Genomic DNA, 19,106 nt, shown 5'->3' on the forward strand with positions numbered 1-19,106 from the left:
GCGGACCACCGGGCTCCCGGCTCCCCTTCAATTCGCCGCGCGTGCTCCCCGCAGGACACCGCGGCGCAACGTCTCGCGAATCAATCGTCGCTGAGCAGCCGGTGCAGGTGTGACTTCAGTCGCCTGCCTTCCGCGTGGAAGTAGGTGCGCTCATCACGCCACGTCGGGAAGCGCGCTTCCACCTCGCGCCAGAATGCAGGCGAGTGATTGGCCTGCAGCAGATGGCACAGCTCGTGGACCAGCACATACTCGAACGCGGAGGACCGGCCGAGCACCAAGGCCAGATCCAGTGTCAGGGTGCCGTCGGGCGTCAACGAACCCCACTGCGAGGACATCACCTTCAGCCGGATCTGGCGCGGCGCACGCGGCAGGCCGGCGAGATAGGTGGGCAACCATCGGCCGATGTCCGCACGCGCTTCGGCCTCGTAGAACGCGCGCAACGTCCTTCGGAGCGTGGCGGCGCTCGCGCGCTGAGGCAGGTCGATGCGGATGCCTTCGTCCTGGCGCGCGATGCGGGCGAAGCGTCCTTCGTGCCAGTGCAGCGGCAGCTCCTCGCCGCGCAACGGCAGGCGTGCCGTTGCGCCGGGAACCAGCGCGGCGATCCCGTCGTCCGTCGCGTAGCGCGCGAGCTGCTCGCCCAGCCAGTCGCGGTGTTGCTGCAGGAAGCGATCTCCGGACACCAGGCTCGCGCGCCAGGGCAGGGTGAGCCGCGCGCCACGCTCGTCGACGCTCAGCTTCAGGCGCTTGGCGCGGGGGTCGCGGACGCGCTGCACGTCCAGTGTCCGGCCGCCGTCGAGTTCCAGCGTGATCGTGTCGCGCTCGACGCTGCGCGGCGTGCGGGCGATCAGGCGGCGGAGCAGGGATGACATACGGGCATCATAGCCGCGCCGCAGCGCGGCCGTGGCTCACTCCGCCTTGCTCAGCTTCAGCGCGTGTTCCAGCACCAGGAACAGCCGCTTCAGCTCACCGGCCATCAGCGCGAAGCGAGCGTCGAGCTCGGCGCGCAGGTCGTCGTGCTCGGTGTTCTCCAGCTGGTCGACCGCGCCGTCGAGGAACTTCAGCTTGCGCACGATCAGGTCCTCGCCGAGGACGAACGACACGTGGTCGTCCAGCACCAACGCGAGCTTGGTGACCTGCTTGCCGGCTTCCAGGTGCTTGGCGATCTCGTCGCTCTGCAGTTCCTGGTTCTGGCACTTCACCACGGCGCCACCCTCCATCGCGTCCTTGAGCTCGCATTCTTCGCCCAGCGAGAGGCCTTCCGGCAGCGGCTCGCCGGCGATCCAGCCGGTGAGCACGCTGCGCGGTGCGACTTCCGCGTTGAGCGGCAGGGCGGGGAAGCTGCCCAGCGCGCGACGCACTTCCGAGACCACGTTCTCGCCGGTCTTGCGCGAAGACGCATCGACGGCGATGAAGCCATGCTCCAGGTCGATCAGCGCATCGGTGCGGGAGGGCTTCACGAACGCGCGCGGCAGCAGTTCGTGCAGCAGGTCGTCCTTCAGCCGCTTGCGGGTCTTGCCGCCGGGCTTGCGGCCTTCCTTCTCTTCGATTTCGAGCAGCTTCTTCTGCAGCAGGTCGTTGACCACCGCGCCGGGCAGGATCTTGTCCTCGCCGCCGACACTCAGCCAGATGGCGTCATTGATGCGATGCGAGAGCGTGTCGTCGCCCCGGCCGAACGGGGAAATGAAGCCGCGCGACGACAATTCCAGCGGGCCCACCGGCTTGAGCACGGCCTCGGGGAGCAGTTCGTCGAGCTGGGAGAAATCGAGGGAGGTAGGGAAGCGGAACAGCGTGAGGTTGCGGAAGAACATCGAAAGGACCGGGTTGGAAAGGGGAGTGATGCGTTCTTGTCCGTCATTCCCGCGAAGGCGGGAACCGGGTGCCTTCCGGAGTGCCGGGTGGCCTGCCGAAAGTCGCTGGGTTCCCGCCTTCGCGGGAATGACGGCGATGGGTGGGTCGTGCGGTCAAGCTTCGTCGTCGGCCGCCGCGCGTGGCTCGCCTGCCAGCCATGCCTGCGCATCGGGCAGGGCCGCGCCGTCGCGATGGCCGAGCGACAGGAAATCGAACAGGTTCGGATCGCTGAGCTGCGACGGGCGGATGTCGCCCAGCGCGCGCGCGATGGTCTCGATGCGGCCGGGGGTCTCGCGCTCCCAGGCGTCCATCATCTTCTTGACCTGCTTGCGCTGCAGGTTTTCCTGGCTGCCGCACAGGTTGCAGGGAATGATCGGGAAGCCCTTGGCGTCGGCATACGCGGCGATGTCGTCCTCGCGGACGTAAGCCAGCGGGCGGATCACCACGTGCTTGCCGTTGTCCGACAGCAACTTGGGTGGCATACCCGAGAGCTTGGCGTGGAAGAACATGTTGAGGAAGAAGGTGGCCACCAGGTCGTCGCGATGGTGGCCCAGCGCGATCTTGGTGAAGCCATTCTGCTCGGCGTAGCTGTACAGCGAGCCGCGGCGCAGGCGCGAGCACAGCGAGCACATGGTCTTGCCCTCCGGAATCACCCGGCTGACGACCGAATACGTGTCCTGTTCGATGATGTGGTACGCGACGCCGATCGACGCCAGGTACTCGGGCAGCACGTGCTCGGGAAACCCCGGTTGCTTCTGGTCCAGGTTCACGGCCACCAGCTCGAAGCGCACCGGTGCCTTCTTCTGCAGCTGCAACAGGATGTCCAGCAGGGTGTAGCTGTCCTTGCCGCCGGACAGGCACACCATCACCTTGTCGCCATCCTCGATCATGCCGAAGTCCGCGATCGCCTGGCCGACCTGGCGGCGCAGGCGCTTGGCCAGCTTGCCCTGCTCGTGCACGGCGCGGCGCGGATCGGCGGCCGGACGGCGCAGGACAGGGTCGGGCAGGGGCAGGACGGTACTCATGGCGTGCATTGTACCGGGGCGCGGTGACGGGCTCGGCGCGGCCGGTGTACGCTCGCCGGGTGGACACCAGCAACCCCTCCGACATCGCCCAGAAGATCGCCGAACTCCGCGTGGAGCATCGGGACCTCGACGACGCCATCGCGCGCCTGATCGACGATGCCGATGCCGACGAGGTGTCCATCAAGCGGCTGAAGAAGCGCAAGCTCTGGCTCAAGGACTGCATCGCGCGGCTCGAGAGCGCATTGATTCCGGACGAGCCTGCCTGATCCATCGACAGCCGCGCGGCGGTGCCGCCGCCGGCTGAATCTGACGCGGGGCGTCACCCGCCGCCGGCACTTCCGTGACGTCACGCGGCCTGACGGCGGGCCAAGTCCCTGAAATACGGGCGTGCACGGCACTGACGAGGGGCCTGGAGCGCGGCTCCGCACAGTTGGCCCGATGCTTGCTTCAGTCCTGGATGTGGGGGTTTCCCCGACGACCACGACCGTATGCCGTCCTGCCGGCGCCACGGTTCCCAACGACGAGCCGCGCGCGCCCTGCGCGCCGCGGCGAGGGAGCGGCATGGAGCAGGACAAACCTTTCAGCCACCGCATGGATCCGCGCCTGCGCGAAACGCTGGCCGCGGTCGGCTCTGCGGAGGAAGCCACGGCGGGGCTGGGCCTGCGGGTGCGGCGTATCCCGCCGGGCGACCCGCTGGGCGATGTCCCGCGCCTGCGCCGTGAGGTGTACTTCCACGAACAGGGCCAGGCCGGCGACCGCAGCAAGCGCGTCACCGATGGACTCGACGGATGCGGCACGACGTTGTCGGTGGAGAAGGGCGCCCATGCGATCGCCACGCTGCGCCTGCATGATTTTTCGCCGCTCGCCGTGCAGGTGGAGTACGGCAGCCTGTTCCAGATCGACGCGTTCGCCCGCACCTGGCCGCTGGCGCAGGTCGCCGTGGGCACGCGTTTCGCCGTGCAGGCCGACCAGCGCAGCAAGGCGGTGGTCGACCGGTTGATGGAGGACGCCTACCGCTGGGCGCAGGACGCGCGCATCCAGTTCTGCCTGCTGGCCTGCGAACCATTCCTGCACGATGTGTTCGAGCATTACGGGTTCCGCGAATACCTGCCGCCGGCGATCCTGCCGGGCGGCGTGGACCTGCTGCGCATGGTGCTGGTGCTGGACGACGAACCCCACCTCTCCGAGTGCGGTTCGCCGTTGCATCGCCTGGTCCGGGAGCCGGCGCGTGCGCTGCCCGCGAAGGCGTGGCTGACGCGCCACTTCAACCTCGGCTACTGACCCACCTCAATCCTGCGGCGGCGCGGGCTCGGCCGGGCGCGCGGCCTCGGGGCTGACCTTCTCGATGGTGTGGCGCAACTCGCGGCCCAGGATCGCCTTGGCATCGCGCGCCCAGGCATCCAGCCGGTCGTCGAACAGCAGCTTGCTGTTCTCGTCGGGCCACACCAGCTTCAGTTCGCGCAGTTTCTGGATGAAGCTGCGGAACAGGCTCTTGTCGAAGAACTCGGGTGCGGCCGGCGCGTACAGCAGGCTCAGGCGCTGCGCCGCCTGCTGGCACAGGCTCTCGAGTTCTGCCGCGCCCAGCGTGCCCGGGCCGTTCTTCACCAGCACCGAAATGGCGATGTAATAGCGCTCGAACGCCTGTTGCAGCGAATGCCCGATCGCGCGCAGGCGGAACACCTCGTCGGTCTGGCCGGCGCTGCGGGCGAGGATGCCGCCATCGTCCTCGTTGACCTGTTGCAGCAGGCCCTCGCGGATGAACACCTCGATCGTGCGCTCCATGCGCTCGGCGAATTCGTCCTCGGTCCACGGCAGGAACAGTTCCTCCTGCAGGAACGGATACAGCGTGCGGCCCAGGCGCAGCAGGCCGGTGCGGCTCATGCGGCGGTTGTTCTGGAAGCAGCAGGCGATCCACGACGAGGCCGTGAACAGGTGCAGCACGTTGTTGCGGTAGTAGCTGAGCAGCACGGCGGTGTCGCCGTCCACGCTCAACACGTCGCCCAGCGGATGCTTGATCCGCTGCAGCATGTTGATCTCCTCGGCGTGCGCGATGATGCGCTCCGGCGAATGCGGGGTGACGGTCACGCGGTCCGAGTAGGGCAGTTCGGCCAGCAGCGTCTTCGACAGTTCGATCTGCGCGATCAGGTCGGTCTCGCCCATCGCGTGCTTCGGCGTGGACAGCAGCGCCAGTGCGAGCAGGTTGATGGGGTTCACGTCCGCGGCGCGGTTGATGTTGACGTGGATCTGCTGGGCCAGCGCATCGACCATGTCGGACAGCCAGGCCGGCTTTTCCTCTTCTCCGACAGGCTGTCCGTCCCACTCCGGCGCATGCGTGGCCAGTGCATCGTTGAGCAGGATCGGCTCGCCGAAGTTCACCACCACCTGGCCGTAGTTCTGCCGCAGCACCTTGGGAATGCCCCACAGCACGGCCCAGATGGATTCCTTTTCCTTCGGCCGGCCGCTGAGTTCGTCCAGGTAACTGGTGCCTTCCAGCAGTTTCTCGTAGCCGATGTAGACCGGCTGGAACAGCACCGGCTTGCGCGGCTGGCGCAGGAACGCGCGCACCGTCATCGAGATCATGCCGCCCTTGGGCGCCAGCAGGCGGCCGGTGCGCGAGCGTCCGCCTTCGATGAAGTACTCCAGCGAATAACCGCCGGAGACGAGTTGCGCGACGTATTCGGTGAACACCGCCGAATACAGCGGGTTGCCCCGGAAGCTGCGGCGCATGAAGAACGCGCCGCCCTTGCGCAGCAGCGTGCCCACCACCGGCAGGTTGAGGTTGATGCCGGCCGCGATGTGCGGCGGCACGATGCCGCGTTCGTACAGCAGGTACGACAGCAGCAGGTAGTCCATGTGGCTGCGGTGGCAGGGCACGTAGACGACTTCATGACCGGGCGCGGCCTGCTTGAACTTGTCGAGGTGGTGGACCAGCACGCCGTCGTAGATCTGGTTCCATACATGGCTCAGCAGGAAGCTGGCCGAGCGCACGACCGGATTGGAATAGTCGGCGGCGATTTCCCAGGCGTAGGCGTGCGCCTTCTTCCAGGCGTCCTCGGGTTTGGATTTGTCGCGCTTGGCCTGTTCGGCGATGGCTTCCTTCACCGGATCGGCAGCCAGCACCTGGTCCACCAGCAGGCGGCGGGTGGACAGGTCGGGGCCGATGATGGCTTCGCGGATGCGGTGGAAGTGCGTACGCAGCACGCGGGAGAGCTTGCGCACCGTGCGCTCGGGCTCCAGTCCTTCGTCCACGGTGCCCCGCAGCGACACCGGCGGCGCGAAGCGCACGATGGTGCCGCGGCCGTTGAGCAGGATCGCCAGCAGGCGGCGGAAGCGGCCGACGATGGCCCAGTTTTCCGAGAACAGCACGGAGAACCAGCCGCTCTGCTTGTCCGGTGCGCGGCCGACGAAGATCGAGACCGGCACCAGCTGCACGTCCAGGCCCGGGTTGGCGCGATGCGCCTGCAGCAGCTTGGCGAGCGAGCCGGAGTGGGTCTTGGCGCTGACCTGGTCAGGGATCAGCGTGCTGGCATTGCGGCGCGACAGTGCCACGTAGGCGCGCTTGCGGCCCAGTGGATTGCCCGGGACCGGCAGCGGCAGCAGCGGCGACGGCAGGCCGGCATCGCGGCAGGCCCGGTCCAGGATCAGCGCATTGGAAAGACCGTAGTCCTCCAGCACGTAGCAGATCGGGCGTGTGTCCAGCAGGTCGCCAGGGGCGCCTGGTTCGATCGACAGCGCCAGCCAGGGATCGGCCAGGCGGCTCAGCAGCCGCGCCCACAGCGGGCGCTTGGCCTGGCGCACGGGCGAGGGCGGCGTCATCGGGGTGCCGGCGGTCAACGGCATTTCACCGTCGGCGGTCGTTCCGTGGGCGGGCGCAGCGTCGGCCGCCGGTTTCTTGTCCGGGGGCGTCGGCGCGGAGGCGTCCGGGAACGGCAGGGGATTCTGTTCAGGCATCGGCCGCATTATGGCGCACGCCCATGGGCGGCTGGAAAGCGGTTACAGGCGGCAGCGCGTGCGAATCGGCTGCCAGGGGTTCAGCGGCCCCGGTAAGGCTCGCAACCCACGCCGTCGTTGTCACGGTCCAGGTGGGGTCCGTAGCCCGGGTCGCCGCGCCGGACGGGCGCGGCTCCGTAGGCGCGTGCCTCGGCGCAGTTGCGGAAAGGTCGGCCTGGCGTTGAGTTTCCTCGCTCCGGGGCCGCCGGCGAGAGGTGGGCCGGTCCGTCCTGCCGCTGGCCTGGCGGAGCCAAGGTATCCGGGGCGCCGCGGTGACAGTGGTATTCGCCGGTCTTCCGGTTGTTATGACAGCCTTCCTTGTTCAGGCCGCCCGGATGGGCATGCGCCACCAGCGCCATGCCCGTCGCCAGGACGGTCAGCAGCGGCCGATGCATGCGCTTCATGGCGTCTGGGGGTCGCCTTCGGGGGATATCGATGGCGTGGAGGCTTCCATATCGGCCTCCGAAGCGGACAGCGCCTCTTCCGCATGCCGAAGGTAGTCGGTCAGGTACCAGTTCTTCCCGCGGCGCTCCAGGCTGACCACGGTGTCGATCTCCCGCTCGCCCAGCGGGTAGTGGATGCGGACGGTGGCGGTGTCGCCCTGCTGCTGGACCAGGCCGGTGCGCAGGTCGGCGAAGGTCGAGTCCAGCGGCAGCCCGTAGCGGGCGAAGGTCGCTTTCGTCTCGATGAAGAGCGGCGTCAGCCGGTGCAGGCTGCCCTGCATGCCGGCCTGGGAGAGCGCCTCGTCCGACGCCAGGCCGCTGCGCCGGGCGGCTGGGGCGAGCTTGGCCAGCGTGGCGCGGGCCAGGGCCGGATCGCCCAGCGGCGCCTGCTGCGCCCAGTCGCTGAGGGCGGCGATGACCTGGGCGTAGTGGTCGCGTTCTTCCCGGGTGTAGTCGCCTTCGTTCTTCACGTACTGGACGCCGAACAGCCCGAGCGTGCGCGCGGCTTCGCGCAGGTCACGGTCCTGGCGGGCGAACTGGCGGTCGAAGCTGCGCTGCAGGGTGCGCTCGGCCCCCTTCGCCGATAGCGCGGCCAGCATCGGCACCAGCTTGTCCTCCAGCGGCAGTTCGCTGAGCGGCCAGCGCGCTTCGCCTTGGCGCCAGGCCGTTTCCAGCCGGGCGTGCATGTCCGGCGGCACGGCATCGCGGGCGAAGGCGACCAGGTCGTTGCGCTGCAGGTGCGACGCGAGCTGGCGCACGGCGGCCGCAGGCTCGCTGGCGGCACCGGCGAGCTCCTCGGGTTCGCGCTTCTTGCAACCGCCCAGCAGGACGAGCGACAGCCCGAGGGCTGCCAGCACGCGCAGGACGGACGCGGACGGCTTCGGCTTCATGCGGTGACTCCCCAGTCGCCCCGCATCTTCGCGGGCGGCGCCGGGAGCGGCAAGCATGGCCGTCGCAGTTGGAGAGCTAAAGGCGGGAACGGGGAACGGGGAACGGGGAATGAAGCATTCCGGGGGTCCCAGGGCTCTACGACGCGGGGAAAGATCATTCCCTCGCTCCAACAAAAAAAGGGACCCGGCGTCTTGCGACGCGGCGGGCCCCCTGAAATCCGGCCGAAGCCGGAGGACGAAGTGTTGTGGCACATCTCCGGCCCGAAGGCCGGATGCGCACAGCCTACCTGCGCCCGAATGCTAAGGCAATACCTGAAATAGCTTTGTATAAGCTATTGATTTTATTGAGTCGCTAAGGCGATCTCGGCCTGGATCGCTTCGGCCGCGGCCTTCGGATCGGTCGCCTTGCTGATCGGCCGGCCCACCACGATGGCGTCGGCACCCAGCGCGAAGGCCTCGGCCACGCCGACCGTGCGCTTCTGGTCGTCGCCTACCGGGCCGCCCGGACGGATGCCGGGGCAGACAATGGAGAATCCCGGACCGGCGGCGGCGCGGATCAAGCCGGCCTCCTGGCCCGAGCAGATCACGCCGTCGATGCCGGCGGCCTGCGCGGCCAGCGCACGTTGAACGACGATGTCGGCCGGTTCGCCGCTGTTGATGCCCATGGCCCGCAGATCGTGACCGTCCATCGAGGTCAGTACCGTTACTGCGAGCAGCCGCAGGTCGCCTTCACGCGCCGCCGCCGCCGCTTCCATCATCCCCGCATGCCAACCGTGGATGGTCGCGTAGGTCACCGGCCAGCGGGAGAGCCCGCGGATCACCCCGGCCACGGTGGCCGGGATGTCGAAGAACTTCAGGTCGACGAACACGCGCTTGTCGCGACGGGCGAGTTCGTCCAGCACGGTGAAGTAGTCGCCGCTGGCGAGCAGCTCCATGCCGATCTTGTAGAACTGCACCGCCTCGCCCAGTCGATCGACCCATGCCAGCGCCTCCGCACCGGACGGCGCGTCCAGCGCGAAGATCAGCCGCTCGCGCGCGGTCAGGGCGACCGGGCCGGAGCTCACGGCGCGTAGTCCAGCGCGTCGCGCTTGGCCTGGGTACGTGCGGCGGCCGGCTGGTCCCACGCGTTGTTGAACAGCGCGGGTTCCCACGAACCATAGGTCGGGTTGGGCAGCATCCACCAGCGCTCGCCGAACCAGTCGTCGTACTCGTCGAAGAGGGCCTGGCGGCCTTCACGGGTGTTGGCTTCCACCTGGACGAAGTCGCCGATCTGGTCGCCGAACTGCATCAGCACGCGGTACTGCTGCCCGGCCAGGCGGCGGCGGCAGTTCTTCTCGGAGCCGTTCTGCTCGCAGCCTTCCAGCACCGTGCCCAAACCGAGGAACACGCTCTCGTCGGCCACAGGCAGGCCGGCTTCGCGCAGGTTGGCCAGCGTCGCTTCCTTCAGGTGCACGGCGCGGTTGGAGATGTACAGGATGGTCACGCCCTTCGCGGCAGCGGCCTTGGCGAAATCCACCACGCCCGGCAGCGGCTTGGCCTTCTTCTCGGCCACCCACTGGTCCCAGCTGATCTCGTCGTATTCCTTGCCGTCCCGGATCAGGCGCGCCTGGTAGGGCGAGTTGTCCAGCACCGTTTCGTCCACGTCCATCACCACTGCGGGCTTCAGGCCGGTGGCGGCATTGCCGCGTTCGGCAGGCACCAGCGCGTCCCAGTTCTTTTCCTTCAGCGCCACGTCGAGGTGGTCGGCGGCGGCACGGAAGGTCTGGGTGGTGATCGCGCGGTATTCCACCGAGGTCTGCACCCAGGCCACGGCATTGAGGTTGTCGTGCGTGCCGGTCGGTTTGGCGACGGCCGACGTCGCGGGCGCTGCGGGTGTGGCGGGCGTGGCCGCATCGGCCGGCACGGCGGCGGGTTCGGTGCGCTTGCACGCGGACAGGGTCAGCAACGAAGCCGCCAGGCCGGCGGCGAGCAGGGAAACGCGCATGGGAGATCCGGTCTTCAAAGTGCGGGAATTCTAGCCGACCGGTGTTACACCCGTCGTTCGGCGGCATGGCGTGCGCGGGTTATCCTGCCGGCCCCTGCCAGAGGCCGCCTGCTCCCATGGAAGACACCAACGTCGTGCTGAATGCCGCCGAGGCCCGCCTGCTGGGCTGCCTGATCGAAAAGGAAGCCACCACGCCGGAGACCTATCCGCTGACGATCAACGCCGCGCAGTCGGCCGCCAACCAGAAGACGGCGCGCGAGCCGGTGATGGCGCTGGACCCGGGCGCGGTGAACCACGCGCTGCGCCAGCTGGAGCAGAAGGGTCTGGCGAAGCAGGTGTTCTCCTCGCGCGCCGAGCGTTACGAGCACCGCACGGCTGCGTTCTTCGGCATTCCGCAACAGCAAGCGGTCTTGCTGGGATTGCTGCTGCTGCGCGGCGCGCAGACGGTGCATGAGTTGCTCGCGCGCAGCGAGCGCTTGTTCAAGTTCGCAGATGCTGATGACGTGCGCCATCACCTCGATCGCCTGATCCAGCGCGAGCCCGCGCTTGCCTTGCAGATCCCGCGTGGTCCCGGCCAGCGCGAGGACCGTTACGTACACCTGTTGAGCGGCCCCGTGGATGTGGCCGCCATCGCGGCGCGGCTGCCTGCCTCGCCGGGAGGCGAGCCGGTCAACGCGGAACTCGAAGCGCGCGTCGCCGCGCTGGAAACCGAGATGGCCTTGCTGCGTGGGCAGGTGGAACAGTTGCTAGGCGATCGTCTCGGCTGAGCATGGGCATGGGCATGGACTGGATGCTCGCGGTGGACAACCCGCAGGCGTTGGCCGCGTTTCCCGCCGGTATCGGCGTGCTGCCGGTGGACCTGCACGAAGTGATGCTGCATCGCGATGGTCCCAGCGTGCGCCTGCGCTTCGACCTGGCCGTCGTGCCCGACCCGTTGCCGGCGCGCTGGGATAAGGAGGCCAATCGCACGCAGGTGCGCCTGGCCTGTTTCGGCGTCCGGGATTTCGCACTGACGGGCTTCGACACGCTGATCGCAGGGCAACTCGCCGCGCGACGCGTGGACGACGCATGGGAGGTCACGTTCACCGCCTCCGGTGTCGTGCTGCGCATGCAGGCCTTGTTGCTGCGGGTGGAATCCTTGTCCGGCTACCTGCATTCCGGCGAAGACGACTGAGCGCGTCAGCGCTTCTCTTCCATCAACCCGACGAGATTGCCGTCCGGATCGCGCAGGAAGCCGGTCCACAGTTCGTGGTCCGGCATGCGTGCGGTCAGTTGGGGTGCGCGTTCCTCGGTGGCGCCGCGCGCGACCAGGTCGGCCTGCGTGGCTTCGATGTCCTGTACGTTGAAATAGAGGATCGAGTTGGCGCCCACGGCGCCTGCGCCCTGCGGCATGGTCAGCATCACGCGGATGCCGCCGGCATCCAGGAACGCCAGCGTGGGCGCGGGCTGGAACAGGAAGGCCAGGCCGAGGGCATCGCGGTAGAACGCCAGCGCCGTGTCGACGTCGCTCACGGTGATGGCGATCTGGCGGATGGTCGAAAGCGTCGTGGTCATCGCGGAACCTCCGGAAGTCAGGTCGGTCGACGGCTGCTGCGCAACAGGAACAGGCTGCCGATGAGCGTGCCGACCAGCGAGGCCGCCAGCCCCAGTGCCGAGGCGATCAGCAGTTCGCGCGGCCACGACACCGGTGCGCCGCCGGTGTCGCCGACGAGCATCCGCAGCAGCACCGCCGCAGGTGCGGCAGCGGCGATCAGCAGCCAGAGCGAAACGAAGCGCCCGGTACCGAAGGCGCGCAACATCATCGCGACCACGACGATCGCGGCCAGGCCGGGTCCGTAGAACGCACCGGGCAGGGCCGTCATGGCCGAGGGCGCCCGCCAGTACGGGAAGCCCACGCCGACCAGGGCGATCAGGAAACCCACCAGCCACCAGATCCGGCTGTTGCGCGTCATCGTCTGTGCTCCCGTGGATGCCGGCCAAGCGTACCGCGTCGCGCGCGGTGGGGGCATGGCCTCAGTCGAACATCGCCTGGATCGCGGCCAGGCCGGCGCTGGCGCGCTCCTTCTTGCGTTCGGCGTCTGCGACCGGATCGGCGCCGTCGCGTTGCAGCTCGTCGGCGGGCAATTCGTCGATGAAGCGACTCGGTTGAAGTCGCAGGCGTTCGCCGAAGCGGCGCGTCTCGCGGTTGTGGCTGAGCCACAGCTGCTCCTTGGCGCGGGTGATGCCGACGTACATCAGTCGCCGCTCTTCCTGCAGATTGCCTTCCTCGACGCTGGTTTCGTGCGGCAGCGTGCCGTCCTCGCAACCGATGATGAAGACATAGGGGAACTCCAGGCCCTTGGCGGCGTGCAGGCTCATCAGGCGCACCTGGTTGCCGCCATCGTCCTTGTCGTTGCGCGACAACAGCGCAAGCTGCGCGGCGAGGTCGCCCGCCGAGCTGCCGCGCGGCCCGCCCTCGAACCAGTCCGCCAGTTCGTCCAGGTTGGCGCGCCGGCGCTGGAACGAGGCTTCGTCCTTGCATTGCGCGCGCAGGTCGGCGAGCAGGCCGGAGCGTTCGCTCAGGCGGCGGACCAGGTCGGCCGGCGGCAGTTCCGCAGCGTGCCGGCGCAGATCGCGCAGGATGTCGTTGAACGCGCTCAGGCCGTTGGCCGCGCGCGGGGGCAGCGCCTTCAGCGCGCCCATCGATTCGGCGGCGCGCGACATCGGCAGGTGCGCGTGCTGCGCCATCTCGGCCAGTTTCGCCAGCGAGGTGGCGCCGACTTCGCGCTTGGGCGACTGCACTGCGCGCAGGAAGGCCGCGTCGTCGTCCGGATTCACCAGCAGGCGCAGCCACGAGAGCGCATCCTTCACTTCCTGGCGCTCCAGGAAGGCCGTGCCGCCGGTCAGGTGGTAGGGAATGCGCAGCAGCTGCATCGCTTTTTCCAGCGGCCGCGACTGGTGGTTGCCGCGGAACAGGATGCAGAAGTCGCTCCACGCCGCGCTCTTGGATGCGTGCACGAACGAAATCTCGGCCGCGACCTTCTCCGCCTCGTGCTCGCCGTCGCGGCATTCCCACACGCGGATGCGCTCGCCGTCGGCCTGGTCGCTCCACAGCTTCTTGGGGTGTTCGTGCGGATTGTTGGCGATCAGCGCATTGGCCGCGCGCAGCACGCGGTTGCTGCAACGGTAGTTCTGCTCCAGCTTGACGATCTGCAGCGCCGGATAGTCCTTCGCCATCTGCAGCAGGTTGTCCGGATTGGCGCCGCGCCAGGCGTAGATGCTCTGGTCGTCGTCGCCCACGCAGGTGAAATCGCCGCGCTCGCCGGCGATCGCCTTCAGCAGGCGGTACTGCGCATCGTTGGTGTCCTGGCACTCGTCGACCAGCAGGTAGCCGATGCGTTCGCGCCACGCCGCGGTGATCTCAGGATCGTTCTCGAGCACCTGCACCGGCAGGCGGATCAGGTCGTCGAAGTCGACCGCATTGAACGTGGTCAGCCGGTCCTGGTAGCGCTGGTACAGCAACGCGGCGTCCTTCTCGCGGTTGGTGCGCGCTTCGGCCAATGCTTCTTCAGGCGACAGGCCGGCGTTCTTCGCGCGCGAGATCAGGTTCTTCGCCATCTCGACATCGTCGGGCTTGGCGCCGTACATCAGGTCCTTGACCTGCGCATTGGCGTCGTCGGCGTCGAAAATGGAGAAGCCGCGCTTCAAGCCCACCGCGGCATGCTCGATCTGCAGGAACTTCAATCCCAGCGCATGGAAGGTGCAGATCGTCAGCCCTTCGGCCGCGTCGCCCTTGATCCGCTTGGCCACGCGCTCGCGCATTTCCTTGGCGGACTTGTTGGTGAAGGTGATCGCCGCGATCCGTCGCGCCGGGAAGTGGTTGCCCGCGATCAGGTGGGCGATCTTCTCCACGATCACGCGCGTCTTGCCGCTGCCCGCGCCCGCGAGCACCAGCAGGGGGCCCTTGCTGTGAAGGACGGCGGCGCGTTGGGGGGGGTTGAGGCCGTGCATGGGAGGTACGAGTGCGTAGGCCATCAGTTTACAGACAACGGCGTTCGCCTTCTCCTAGCATGGCGCCCATTCCCGCCACCCGATGCAGGCCCTTCACGTGAACGTCGCCCCGCTCCGCGTGCTCATGGTGATCCTCGCCCTGGCCAGCGCGCCCGCCGTCGCACAGCAGGAGAAGATCGATCCGGCGGTGCTGACCGAGGGCTTCCTCGCCGCGCATCCCGACCTGCGCTGGCGCGCGGAGGGCGTGCGGTCGTACGAGCGCAAGGACTACGCGGTGGCGCTGGCCGAGTTCAGGCGCGCGGCGTACCACGGCGACAAGCCGGCACAGGCGATGATCGCCGAGATGTACTGGAACGGCGTCGGGGTGGAGGTGGATCGTCCGCTCGCCTATGCCTGGATGGATATCGCCGCGGAGCGGCTTTATCACGACTTCCTGGTGCGACGGGAGGGCATGTGGAGCGCGCTGGATGAAGCGCAGCAGCGGGATGCGCTGGTGCGGGGCCAGCCGCTGATGGCCGAGTACGGCGACGATGCGGCCAAGCCGAGGCTGGAAAAGATCCTTCGCCGCGAAAGCCGCCGGGCCACGGGAAGCCGGGTCGGTTATGTCGGCAACCTGACCATCGTGCCGTTCACGGGTCCGTTGGCGGGCACGGGGATGACGTTGACCGGCGAGGAATACTTCGCGCCCAAGTACTGGCAGCCCGAGAAATACTGGGAGTTGCAGGACACGATCTGGAAAGCGCCGTTGAAAGGGCGGGTCCGGGTGGGTGAAGTCGAGAACGTTCCCCCGGCGTCGGCGCCACCCAAGGACGACAAGGACCGGTGACGCCGCGCGGTAGAATCCGCGGATGGCCAAGCTCTATTTCTACTACTCGGCGATGAATGCCGGGAAGACCACCACACTGCTGCAGTCGGCGCACAACTACCGCGAGCGCGGGATGCGGGTGGCGATCCTCACCCCGCGGCTGGACGACCGGGCCGGGGCCGGCGTGGTGGCTTCGCGCATCGGCCTGCGTGCCGATGCGGTGGCGTTCGAACGCGACGACGACCTGGAGCGATGGGTGCGCGATGACATCGCCGCCCACGGCAAGCTGGACTGCGTGCTGGTGGACGAGGCGCAGTTCCTCAGTCGGGCGCAGGTCTGGCAGCTGAGCGAGGTGGTGGATGCGGTGCGCATCCCGGTGCTCTGCTACGGCCTGCGCACCGACTTCCGCGGCGAACTGTTCGAAGGCAGCCAGTACCTGCTGGCATGGGCCGACGAGATGAGCGAGATCAAGACCATCTGCCACACGGGCAAGAAGGCGATCATGACGGTGCGTGTGAACGAGCAAGGCCTCGCCGTGCAGGACGGGCCGCAGGTCGAGATCGGCGGCAACGAGCGCTATGTGTCGGTGAGCCGGGCCGAGTTCAAGAAGATCGCGCGCGGCGAGGGCCGCATCGAACCGCTGCAGCCGGATCTGCCGCTGGCGTGAACCGCGTCAGCGGCAGGCGGCGCGCAGGTCGGCGACTTCCCGCGGGATGATGCCGCCATCGGGCAGCGCATGGCGCAGTTCGCCGGTCAGTGCGTCCAGTTCGCGGCGCGCGCGGTCTTTCTCGCCCATCCGGCAGCGCGCTTCGGCCTGGTAGGCGCGCGCCAGCCAGCGCAGCTTCGGTGCCTCGCTGCCGCTGCCGTCGTGGCGCGTGAGCGCCTCCAACGGGGCGAGCGCGTCCTGCGGGCGCCCCAGCCGGATCAGGTGGCGGGCCATCGACAGCTCGGCGAACCAGGTGCGCGGGTGGTCCGGGCCGAAGCCGACGCGGGTCAGCCGCACTGCGCGGTCGAAACGTTCGGTGGCGCCCTGCAGGTCGCCCTGGGAAGCCAGCACCTCGCCGATCATGCGGTCCGTTTCGCCGATCAGGGCATGGCTGGCGCCGATCGTCGAAACCCGCATCTGGCGCGATTCCTCCAGTGCCGCCAATGCCTCGTCGTAGCGGCCGGCGCTGTGCAGCACCATGCCGTAGTTGAACAGGCCGCCCGGCAGGATCTGCAGGCTCTCGTTCGCCCGCCAGATCGCCACCGCCCGCGCGACATCGCGCACCGCGGTGTCGTTGTCGCCGCGTTCCCACGCGATGATGCCCATCGAGTTCCAACTGGACGCCGCATCGCGATGGTTGGGGCCCAGCGATTCCAGGGTCATCGCATGCAGGCGGCGCAACTCGGCGTCGGCCTCCACCAGCTGGCCCAGGTCGACCTGCACGGCGGCGATATGCCGGCGAAGGGCCTGCGTCAGCGGATGGCGCGGCCCGTGGATGTCCTCCGCGAGTTCGCGCGCGCGCTGGAACGAGGCCAGCGCCGCGTCGGTCTCGCCGCGGTTGCGGTACAGCAGGGCCAGGCTGCGCTGGATCTCCACCGCCAACGGATGGCGTGCATAGCCGTGCGCCTGCAGGTGCGCCAGCGCCGCGCGGTAACCGCGCACGCCTGCATCGGCATTGCCGAGTTCGACATCCAGTTGGGCGAGGTCGCGCAGGTTTTCGGCCACGCCGGCCTCGTCCTTCAGATTGCGACGGATCGTCAGCGAGCGGTCGAACATCTGTCGCGCCACCTGCTTTTCGCCGGCGTCGGCGCGACAGCGGCCGTTCTGCGACTGGAACTCGGCAACCGCCAGCGGCAGGCGCGACTGCAGCGCGGCGAGGCGCGCCTCCATCGTGGCCATCGCCTGCACGCATTGGCGCGAGCGGCCGAGCAGGCGGAGCACGCGACCATGCTGCGTGGAGGCCTGCAGTCGGAGGCTGTCCGGCGCATCGTCGGCGATGGACAGCACGCGCGCCTGCTTTTCCAGCAGCGCGAGCGACTCGTGGTAGTCGCCCAGGCCCAGCCGCAGGCGCGCGATCACGCCCAGCAGTTCGGCCTGCGCGAGCGGTTGGGTGGCGAGTTCGCGCTCGCCGCGGCGTTCGCCGGCCGCCAGCAGTTCGCGCGCATCGAACGTGCTGCCTTGCTGCGAGGCGCCTGCGTTGTCGAACAGGCCGATCACGAAGTCCTGCATGGCCTGCGCGCGCGCGGCCTCGCGCATCGCCTGGCGGCCCTGCCACAGGCTCATGCCCAGCGCCGCGATCAACACGGTGGCGGCCAGCCCGCCACCCGCCAGCGCCCAGCGGTGGCGGACGAGGTACTTCTGCAGGTGATAGCCCACGCTTTGCGGACGGGCCTGCACGGGACGGCCCTCGAGGTGGCGCCGCAGGTCCTGCGAGAGCGCCTCCACCGACGGGTAGCGGTGCTCGGGCAGCTTCTGCAACGCCTTCAGCGCGATGTTGTCCAGGTCGCCGACCAGCTTGCGCGCGTTGCGCCGCGCGTCCGGGCACCGGCTGCGGCTGCCATCGGTGGTGCGCAGCGTGGCGACCGACGGCTTGAGCGGTTCCACCGCGAGGATGGCCTGCTCCCATTCGGCGTCGGTCTGCCGGCGAAGACGGTACGGCTTGGTGTCGGCGATCAGTTCGTACAGCACGACGCCCAGCGAATAGACGTCGGTCATCGTCGTGACCAGTTCGCCGCGCACCTGTTCCGGTGCGGCGTAGTGCAGCGTGAAGGCGCGTACTTCGGTGCGCGCGTGCACCGGCGCGGGCTCCGGGTCGTCGAGCAGCTTGGCGATACCGAAATCCAGCAGGCGCACGTCGCCGCCTGGCGTGACCAGGATGTTGGACGGCTTCAGGTCGCGATGGACGATCAGGTTGGCGTGCGCGTGGCTGACCGCCTCGCAGATCTGAAGGAACAGCTTCAGCCGTTCCTCCAGGCCGATGTTGTTGGCCTGGCAGTAGTCGGTGATCGACACGCCCTCGACATATTCCAGCGCCAGGTAGGGCTGGCCTTCGCTGCCGATGCCGGCGTCGAGCAGGCGCGCGATGTTGGGATGCCCCAGCCGCGCGAGGATCTCGCGCTCGCGGGTGAAGCGCAGGCGCAGGTTGGGGTCGGCCAGGCCCGGACGCAGCAACTTCAGGGCGACACGGCGCTGGTACAGGCCGTCCGCGCGGGAGGCCAGCCACACCATGCCCATGCCGCCTTCGCCGAGCAGCGATTCCAACTGGTAGGGGCCGATGCGGATGCCGGGCTTCAGCTGCCCGGGCTTGTCGACCAGCGGCTGGTCGATGAAATCGTCGCCTTCCTCTTCCAGCGCGAGCAACTTCTCGAGTTCGCGCGCTGTTTCCGGATCGTCCGCGCGCAGGATCTCCAACTGCTGTGCGCGCGCCTCCGGGTCAAGCTCCAGCAGGACGTCCAGCAGCGGTGACAGGCGTTGCCAGCGTTCGGCGTCCATCGGCGGGCGTGCGGCGGCTCAGGTGTCCTGCATCGCCGACAGCAGGAACATGCGCGCCTTCTGCCAGTCGCGGCGGATGCTGCGCTCGGAGCGCTGCAGCAGTTCGGCGATCTCCAGTTCCGACAGGCCGGCGAAATAGCGCATCTCCACCACCTGGGCCAGGCGTTCGTCCGCGGCGGCGAGCTTTTCCAGCGCATCGTTCAGCGCCAGCATGTCCTCGTCCAGGCGCAGGTTGCCTTCCACTTCCTCCGGGATGTCCGCCACGCGCTTGAGGTCGCCGCCGCGCTTGCGCGCCAGGCGGCTGCGCGCGTAATCGACCACCACGCTGCGCATCGACGACGCGGCATACGCGAAGAAGTGCGCGCGGTCTTCGAACTTGGCCGTGCCGGTGGAGCCCAGCAGCTTCAGGTAGGACTCGTGCACCAGCGCGGTGGCGTCGAGGGTGTAGCCGTGCTGGCCGGACAGCTGGCGGCGGGCCATGGTGTGCAGTTCCTGGTACAGCGTGGCCAGCACGCGGTCCAGCGCGGCGCGATCGCCGCTGCGGGCCGAGTCCAGCCAGAGCGTAATGTCGGGTGCGTCCGCCATCCGTGTTCCCCACGAAGCCAAGGGCGGAAATATAACGTCATTTACCTCACATGACGTGATGGGGGCCG

General features: G+C 68.5%; 19 protein-coding genes. 6 read left to right on the forward strand and 13 right to left on the reverse strand.

The genetic code is table 11. From position 1 onward, the window contains the following. Nucleotides 1-80: 80 nt before the first annotated feature. The 3 genes from ASD72_RS18940 to ttcA form a co-directional block, all read right to left on the reverse strand. Complete coding sequence (locus tag ASD72_RS18940) at nt 81-869, reverse strand: SprT family zinc-dependent metalloprotease (protein WP_056881536.1); 789 nt, start codon at nt 867-869, stop codon at nt 81-83. 36 nt (nt 870-905) lie between these two features. After that, complete coding sequence (locus ASD72_RS18945) at nt 906-1,808, reverse strand: recombination-associated protein RdgC (RefSeq protein ID WP_056881537.1); 903 nt, start codon at nt 1,806-1,808, stop codon at nt 906-908. A gap of 153 nt (nt 1,809-1,961) precedes the next feature. After that, nucleotides 1,962-2,882, reverse strand: a complete 921-nt coding sequence (gene ttcA, locus ASD72_RS18950; RefSeq protein ID WP_056881538.1) for a tRNA 2-thiocytidine(32) synthetase TtcA — start codon at nt 2,880-2,882, stop codon at nt 1,962-1,964. Nucleotides 2,883-2,932: 50 nt separating this feature from the next. On the opposite strand from ttcA, the gene ASD72_RS18955 reads away from it, so the two are divergent. Both ASD72_RS18955 and ASD72_RS18960 read left to right on the forward strand, forming a co-directional pair. After that, complete coding sequence (locus tag ASD72_RS18955) at nt 2,933-3,139, forward strand: YdcH family protein (protein ID WP_056881636.1); 207 nt, start codon at nt 2,933-2,935, stop codon at nt 3,137-3,139. 295 nt (nt 3,140-3,434) lie between these two features. Further along, on the forward strand, nt 3,435-4,154 hold the full coding sequence (locus ASD72_RS18960) for a hypothetical protein (protein WP_056881539.1): 720 nt from the start codon (nt 3,435-3,437) through the stop codon (nt 4,152-4,154). A gap of 6 nt (nt 4,155-4,160) precedes the next feature. On the opposite strand, the gene plsB is transcribed toward ASD72_RS18960, so the two are convergent. The 5 genes from plsB to ASD72_RS18985 form a co-directional block, all read right to left on the reverse strand. After that, a complete protein-coding gene (gene plsB / locus ASD72_RS18965) occupies nt 4,161-6,833 on the reverse strand; it encodes a glycerol-3-phosphate 1-O-acyltransferase PlsB (protein ID WP_056881540.1) in 2,673 nt (890 codons plus the stop codon). Between the two features lie 71 nt (nt 6,834-6,904). Then, nucleotides 6,905-7,267, reverse strand: coding sequence for an excalibur calcium-binding domain-containing protein (locus ASD72_RS18970; protein WP_155944747.1), 363 nt, complete (start codon nt 7,265-7,267; stop codon nt 6,905-6,907). Continuing rightward, a complete protein-coding gene (locus ASD72_RS18975; protein WP_056881541.1) occupies nt 7,264-8,196 on the reverse strand; it encodes a hypothetical protein in 933 nt (310 codons plus the stop codon). The genes ASD72_RS18970 and ASD72_RS18975 overlap by 4 nt, the downstream gene beginning before the upstream one ends. 341 nt (nt 8,197-8,537) lie before the next feature. Continuing rightward, nucleotides 8,538-9,260: an orotidine-5'-phosphate decarboxylase gene (gene pyrF, locus ASD72_RS18980; RefSeq protein WP_056881542.1), complete on the reverse strand. Its 723-nt coding sequence runs from the start codon at nt 9,258-9,260 to the stop codon at nt 8,538-8,540. After that, nucleotides 9,257-10,180 (reverse strand): 5'-nucleotidase, lipoprotein e(P4) family, encoded by a 924-nt coding sequence (locus ASD72_RS18985; protein WP_056881543.1) that lies wholly within the window; start codon nt 10,178-10,180, stop codon nt 9,257-9,259. The genes pyrF and ASD72_RS18985 overlap by 4 nt, the downstream gene beginning before the upstream one ends. A gap of 116 nt (nt 10,181-10,296) precedes the next feature. Between ASD72_RS18985 and ASD72_RS18990 the strand changes: the two genes are divergently transcribed. Both ASD72_RS18990 and ASD72_RS18995 read left to right on the forward strand, forming a co-directional pair. Beyond that, nucleotides 10,297-10,947, forward strand: a complete 651-nt coding sequence (locus ASD72_RS18990) for a DUF480 domain-containing protein (protein WP_056881544.1) — start codon at nt 10,297-10,299, stop codon at nt 10,945-10,947. Between the two features lie 14 nt (nt 10,948-10,961). Further along, entirely contained in the window at nt 10,962-11,354 is a 393-nt protein-coding gene (locus ASD72_RS18995) for an Imm50 family immunity protein (RefSeq protein WP_162250412.1), read from the forward strand. A 5-nt stretch (nt 11,355-11,359) separates the two neighbouring features. Here ASD72_RS18995 and ASD72_RS19000 read toward each other — a convergent pair whose 3' ends face one another. The 3 genes from ASD72_RS19000 to ASD72_RS19010 all read right to left on the reverse strand — a co-directional run bounded on the left by ASD72_RS19000 (nt 11,360) and on the right by ASD72_RS19010 (nt 14,170). Next, nucleotides 11,360-11,734 (reverse strand): VOC family protein, encoded by a 375-nt coding sequence (locus ASD72_RS19000; RefSeq protein WP_056881546.1) that lies wholly within the window; start codon nt 11,732-11,734, stop codon nt 11,360-11,362. Between the two features lie 17 nt (nt 11,735-11,751). Beyond that, on the reverse strand, nt 11,752-12,132 hold the full coding sequence (locus ASD72_RS19005) for a hypothetical protein (RefSeq protein WP_056881547.1): 381 nt from the start codon (nt 12,130-12,132) through the stop codon (nt 11,752-11,754). Between the two features lie 61 nt (nt 12,133-12,193). Continuing rightward, complete coding sequence (locus tag ASD72_RS19010; protein WP_056881638.1) at nt 12,194-14,170, reverse strand: UvrD-helicase domain-containing protein; 1,977 nt, start codon at nt 14,168-14,170, stop codon at nt 12,194-12,196. A gap of 97 nt (nt 14,171-14,267) precedes the next feature. Between ASD72_RS19010 and ASD72_RS19015 the strand changes: the two genes are divergently transcribed. Next, complete coding sequence (locus tag ASD72_RS19015; RefSeq protein ID WP_155944748.1) at nt 14,268-14,996, forward strand: sel1 repeat family protein; 729 nt, start codon at nt 14,268-14,270, stop codon at nt 14,994-14,996. Between the two features lie 22 nt (nt 14,997-15,018). Then, entirely contained in the window at nt 15,019-15,642 is a 624-nt protein-coding gene (locus ASD72_RS19020; protein ID WP_056881549.1) for a thymidine kinase, read from the forward strand. A gap of 6 nt (nt 15,643-15,648) precedes the next feature. Here ASD72_RS19020 and ASD72_RS19025 read toward each other — a convergent pair whose 3' ends face one another. Together ASD72_RS19025 and ASD72_RS19030 are read right to left on the reverse strand one after the other, a co-directional pair. Continuing rightward, nucleotides 15,649-18,453 carry a serine/threonine-protein kinase gene (locus ASD72_RS19025; RefSeq protein ID WP_056881550.1) on the reverse strand — a complete coding sequence of 935 codons (2,805 nt, stop codon included), beginning with the start codon at nt 18,451-18,453 and terminating at the stop codon, nt 15,649-15,651. Nucleotides 18,454-18,471: 18 nt separating this feature from the next. After that, entirely contained in the window at nt 18,472-19,038 is a 567-nt protein-coding gene (locus ASD72_RS19030) for an ECF-type sigma factor (protein ID WP_056881551.1), read from the reverse strand. Nucleotides 19,039-19,106: the final 68 nt, after the last annotated feature.

Origin of the sequence: Pseudoxanthomonas sp. Root630 (genome assembly GCF_001427585.1) — a bacterium.
Taxonomy (GTDB): domain Bacteria; phylum Pseudomonadota; class Gammaproteobacteria; order Xanthomonadales; family Xanthomonadaceae; genus Pseudoxanthomonas_A.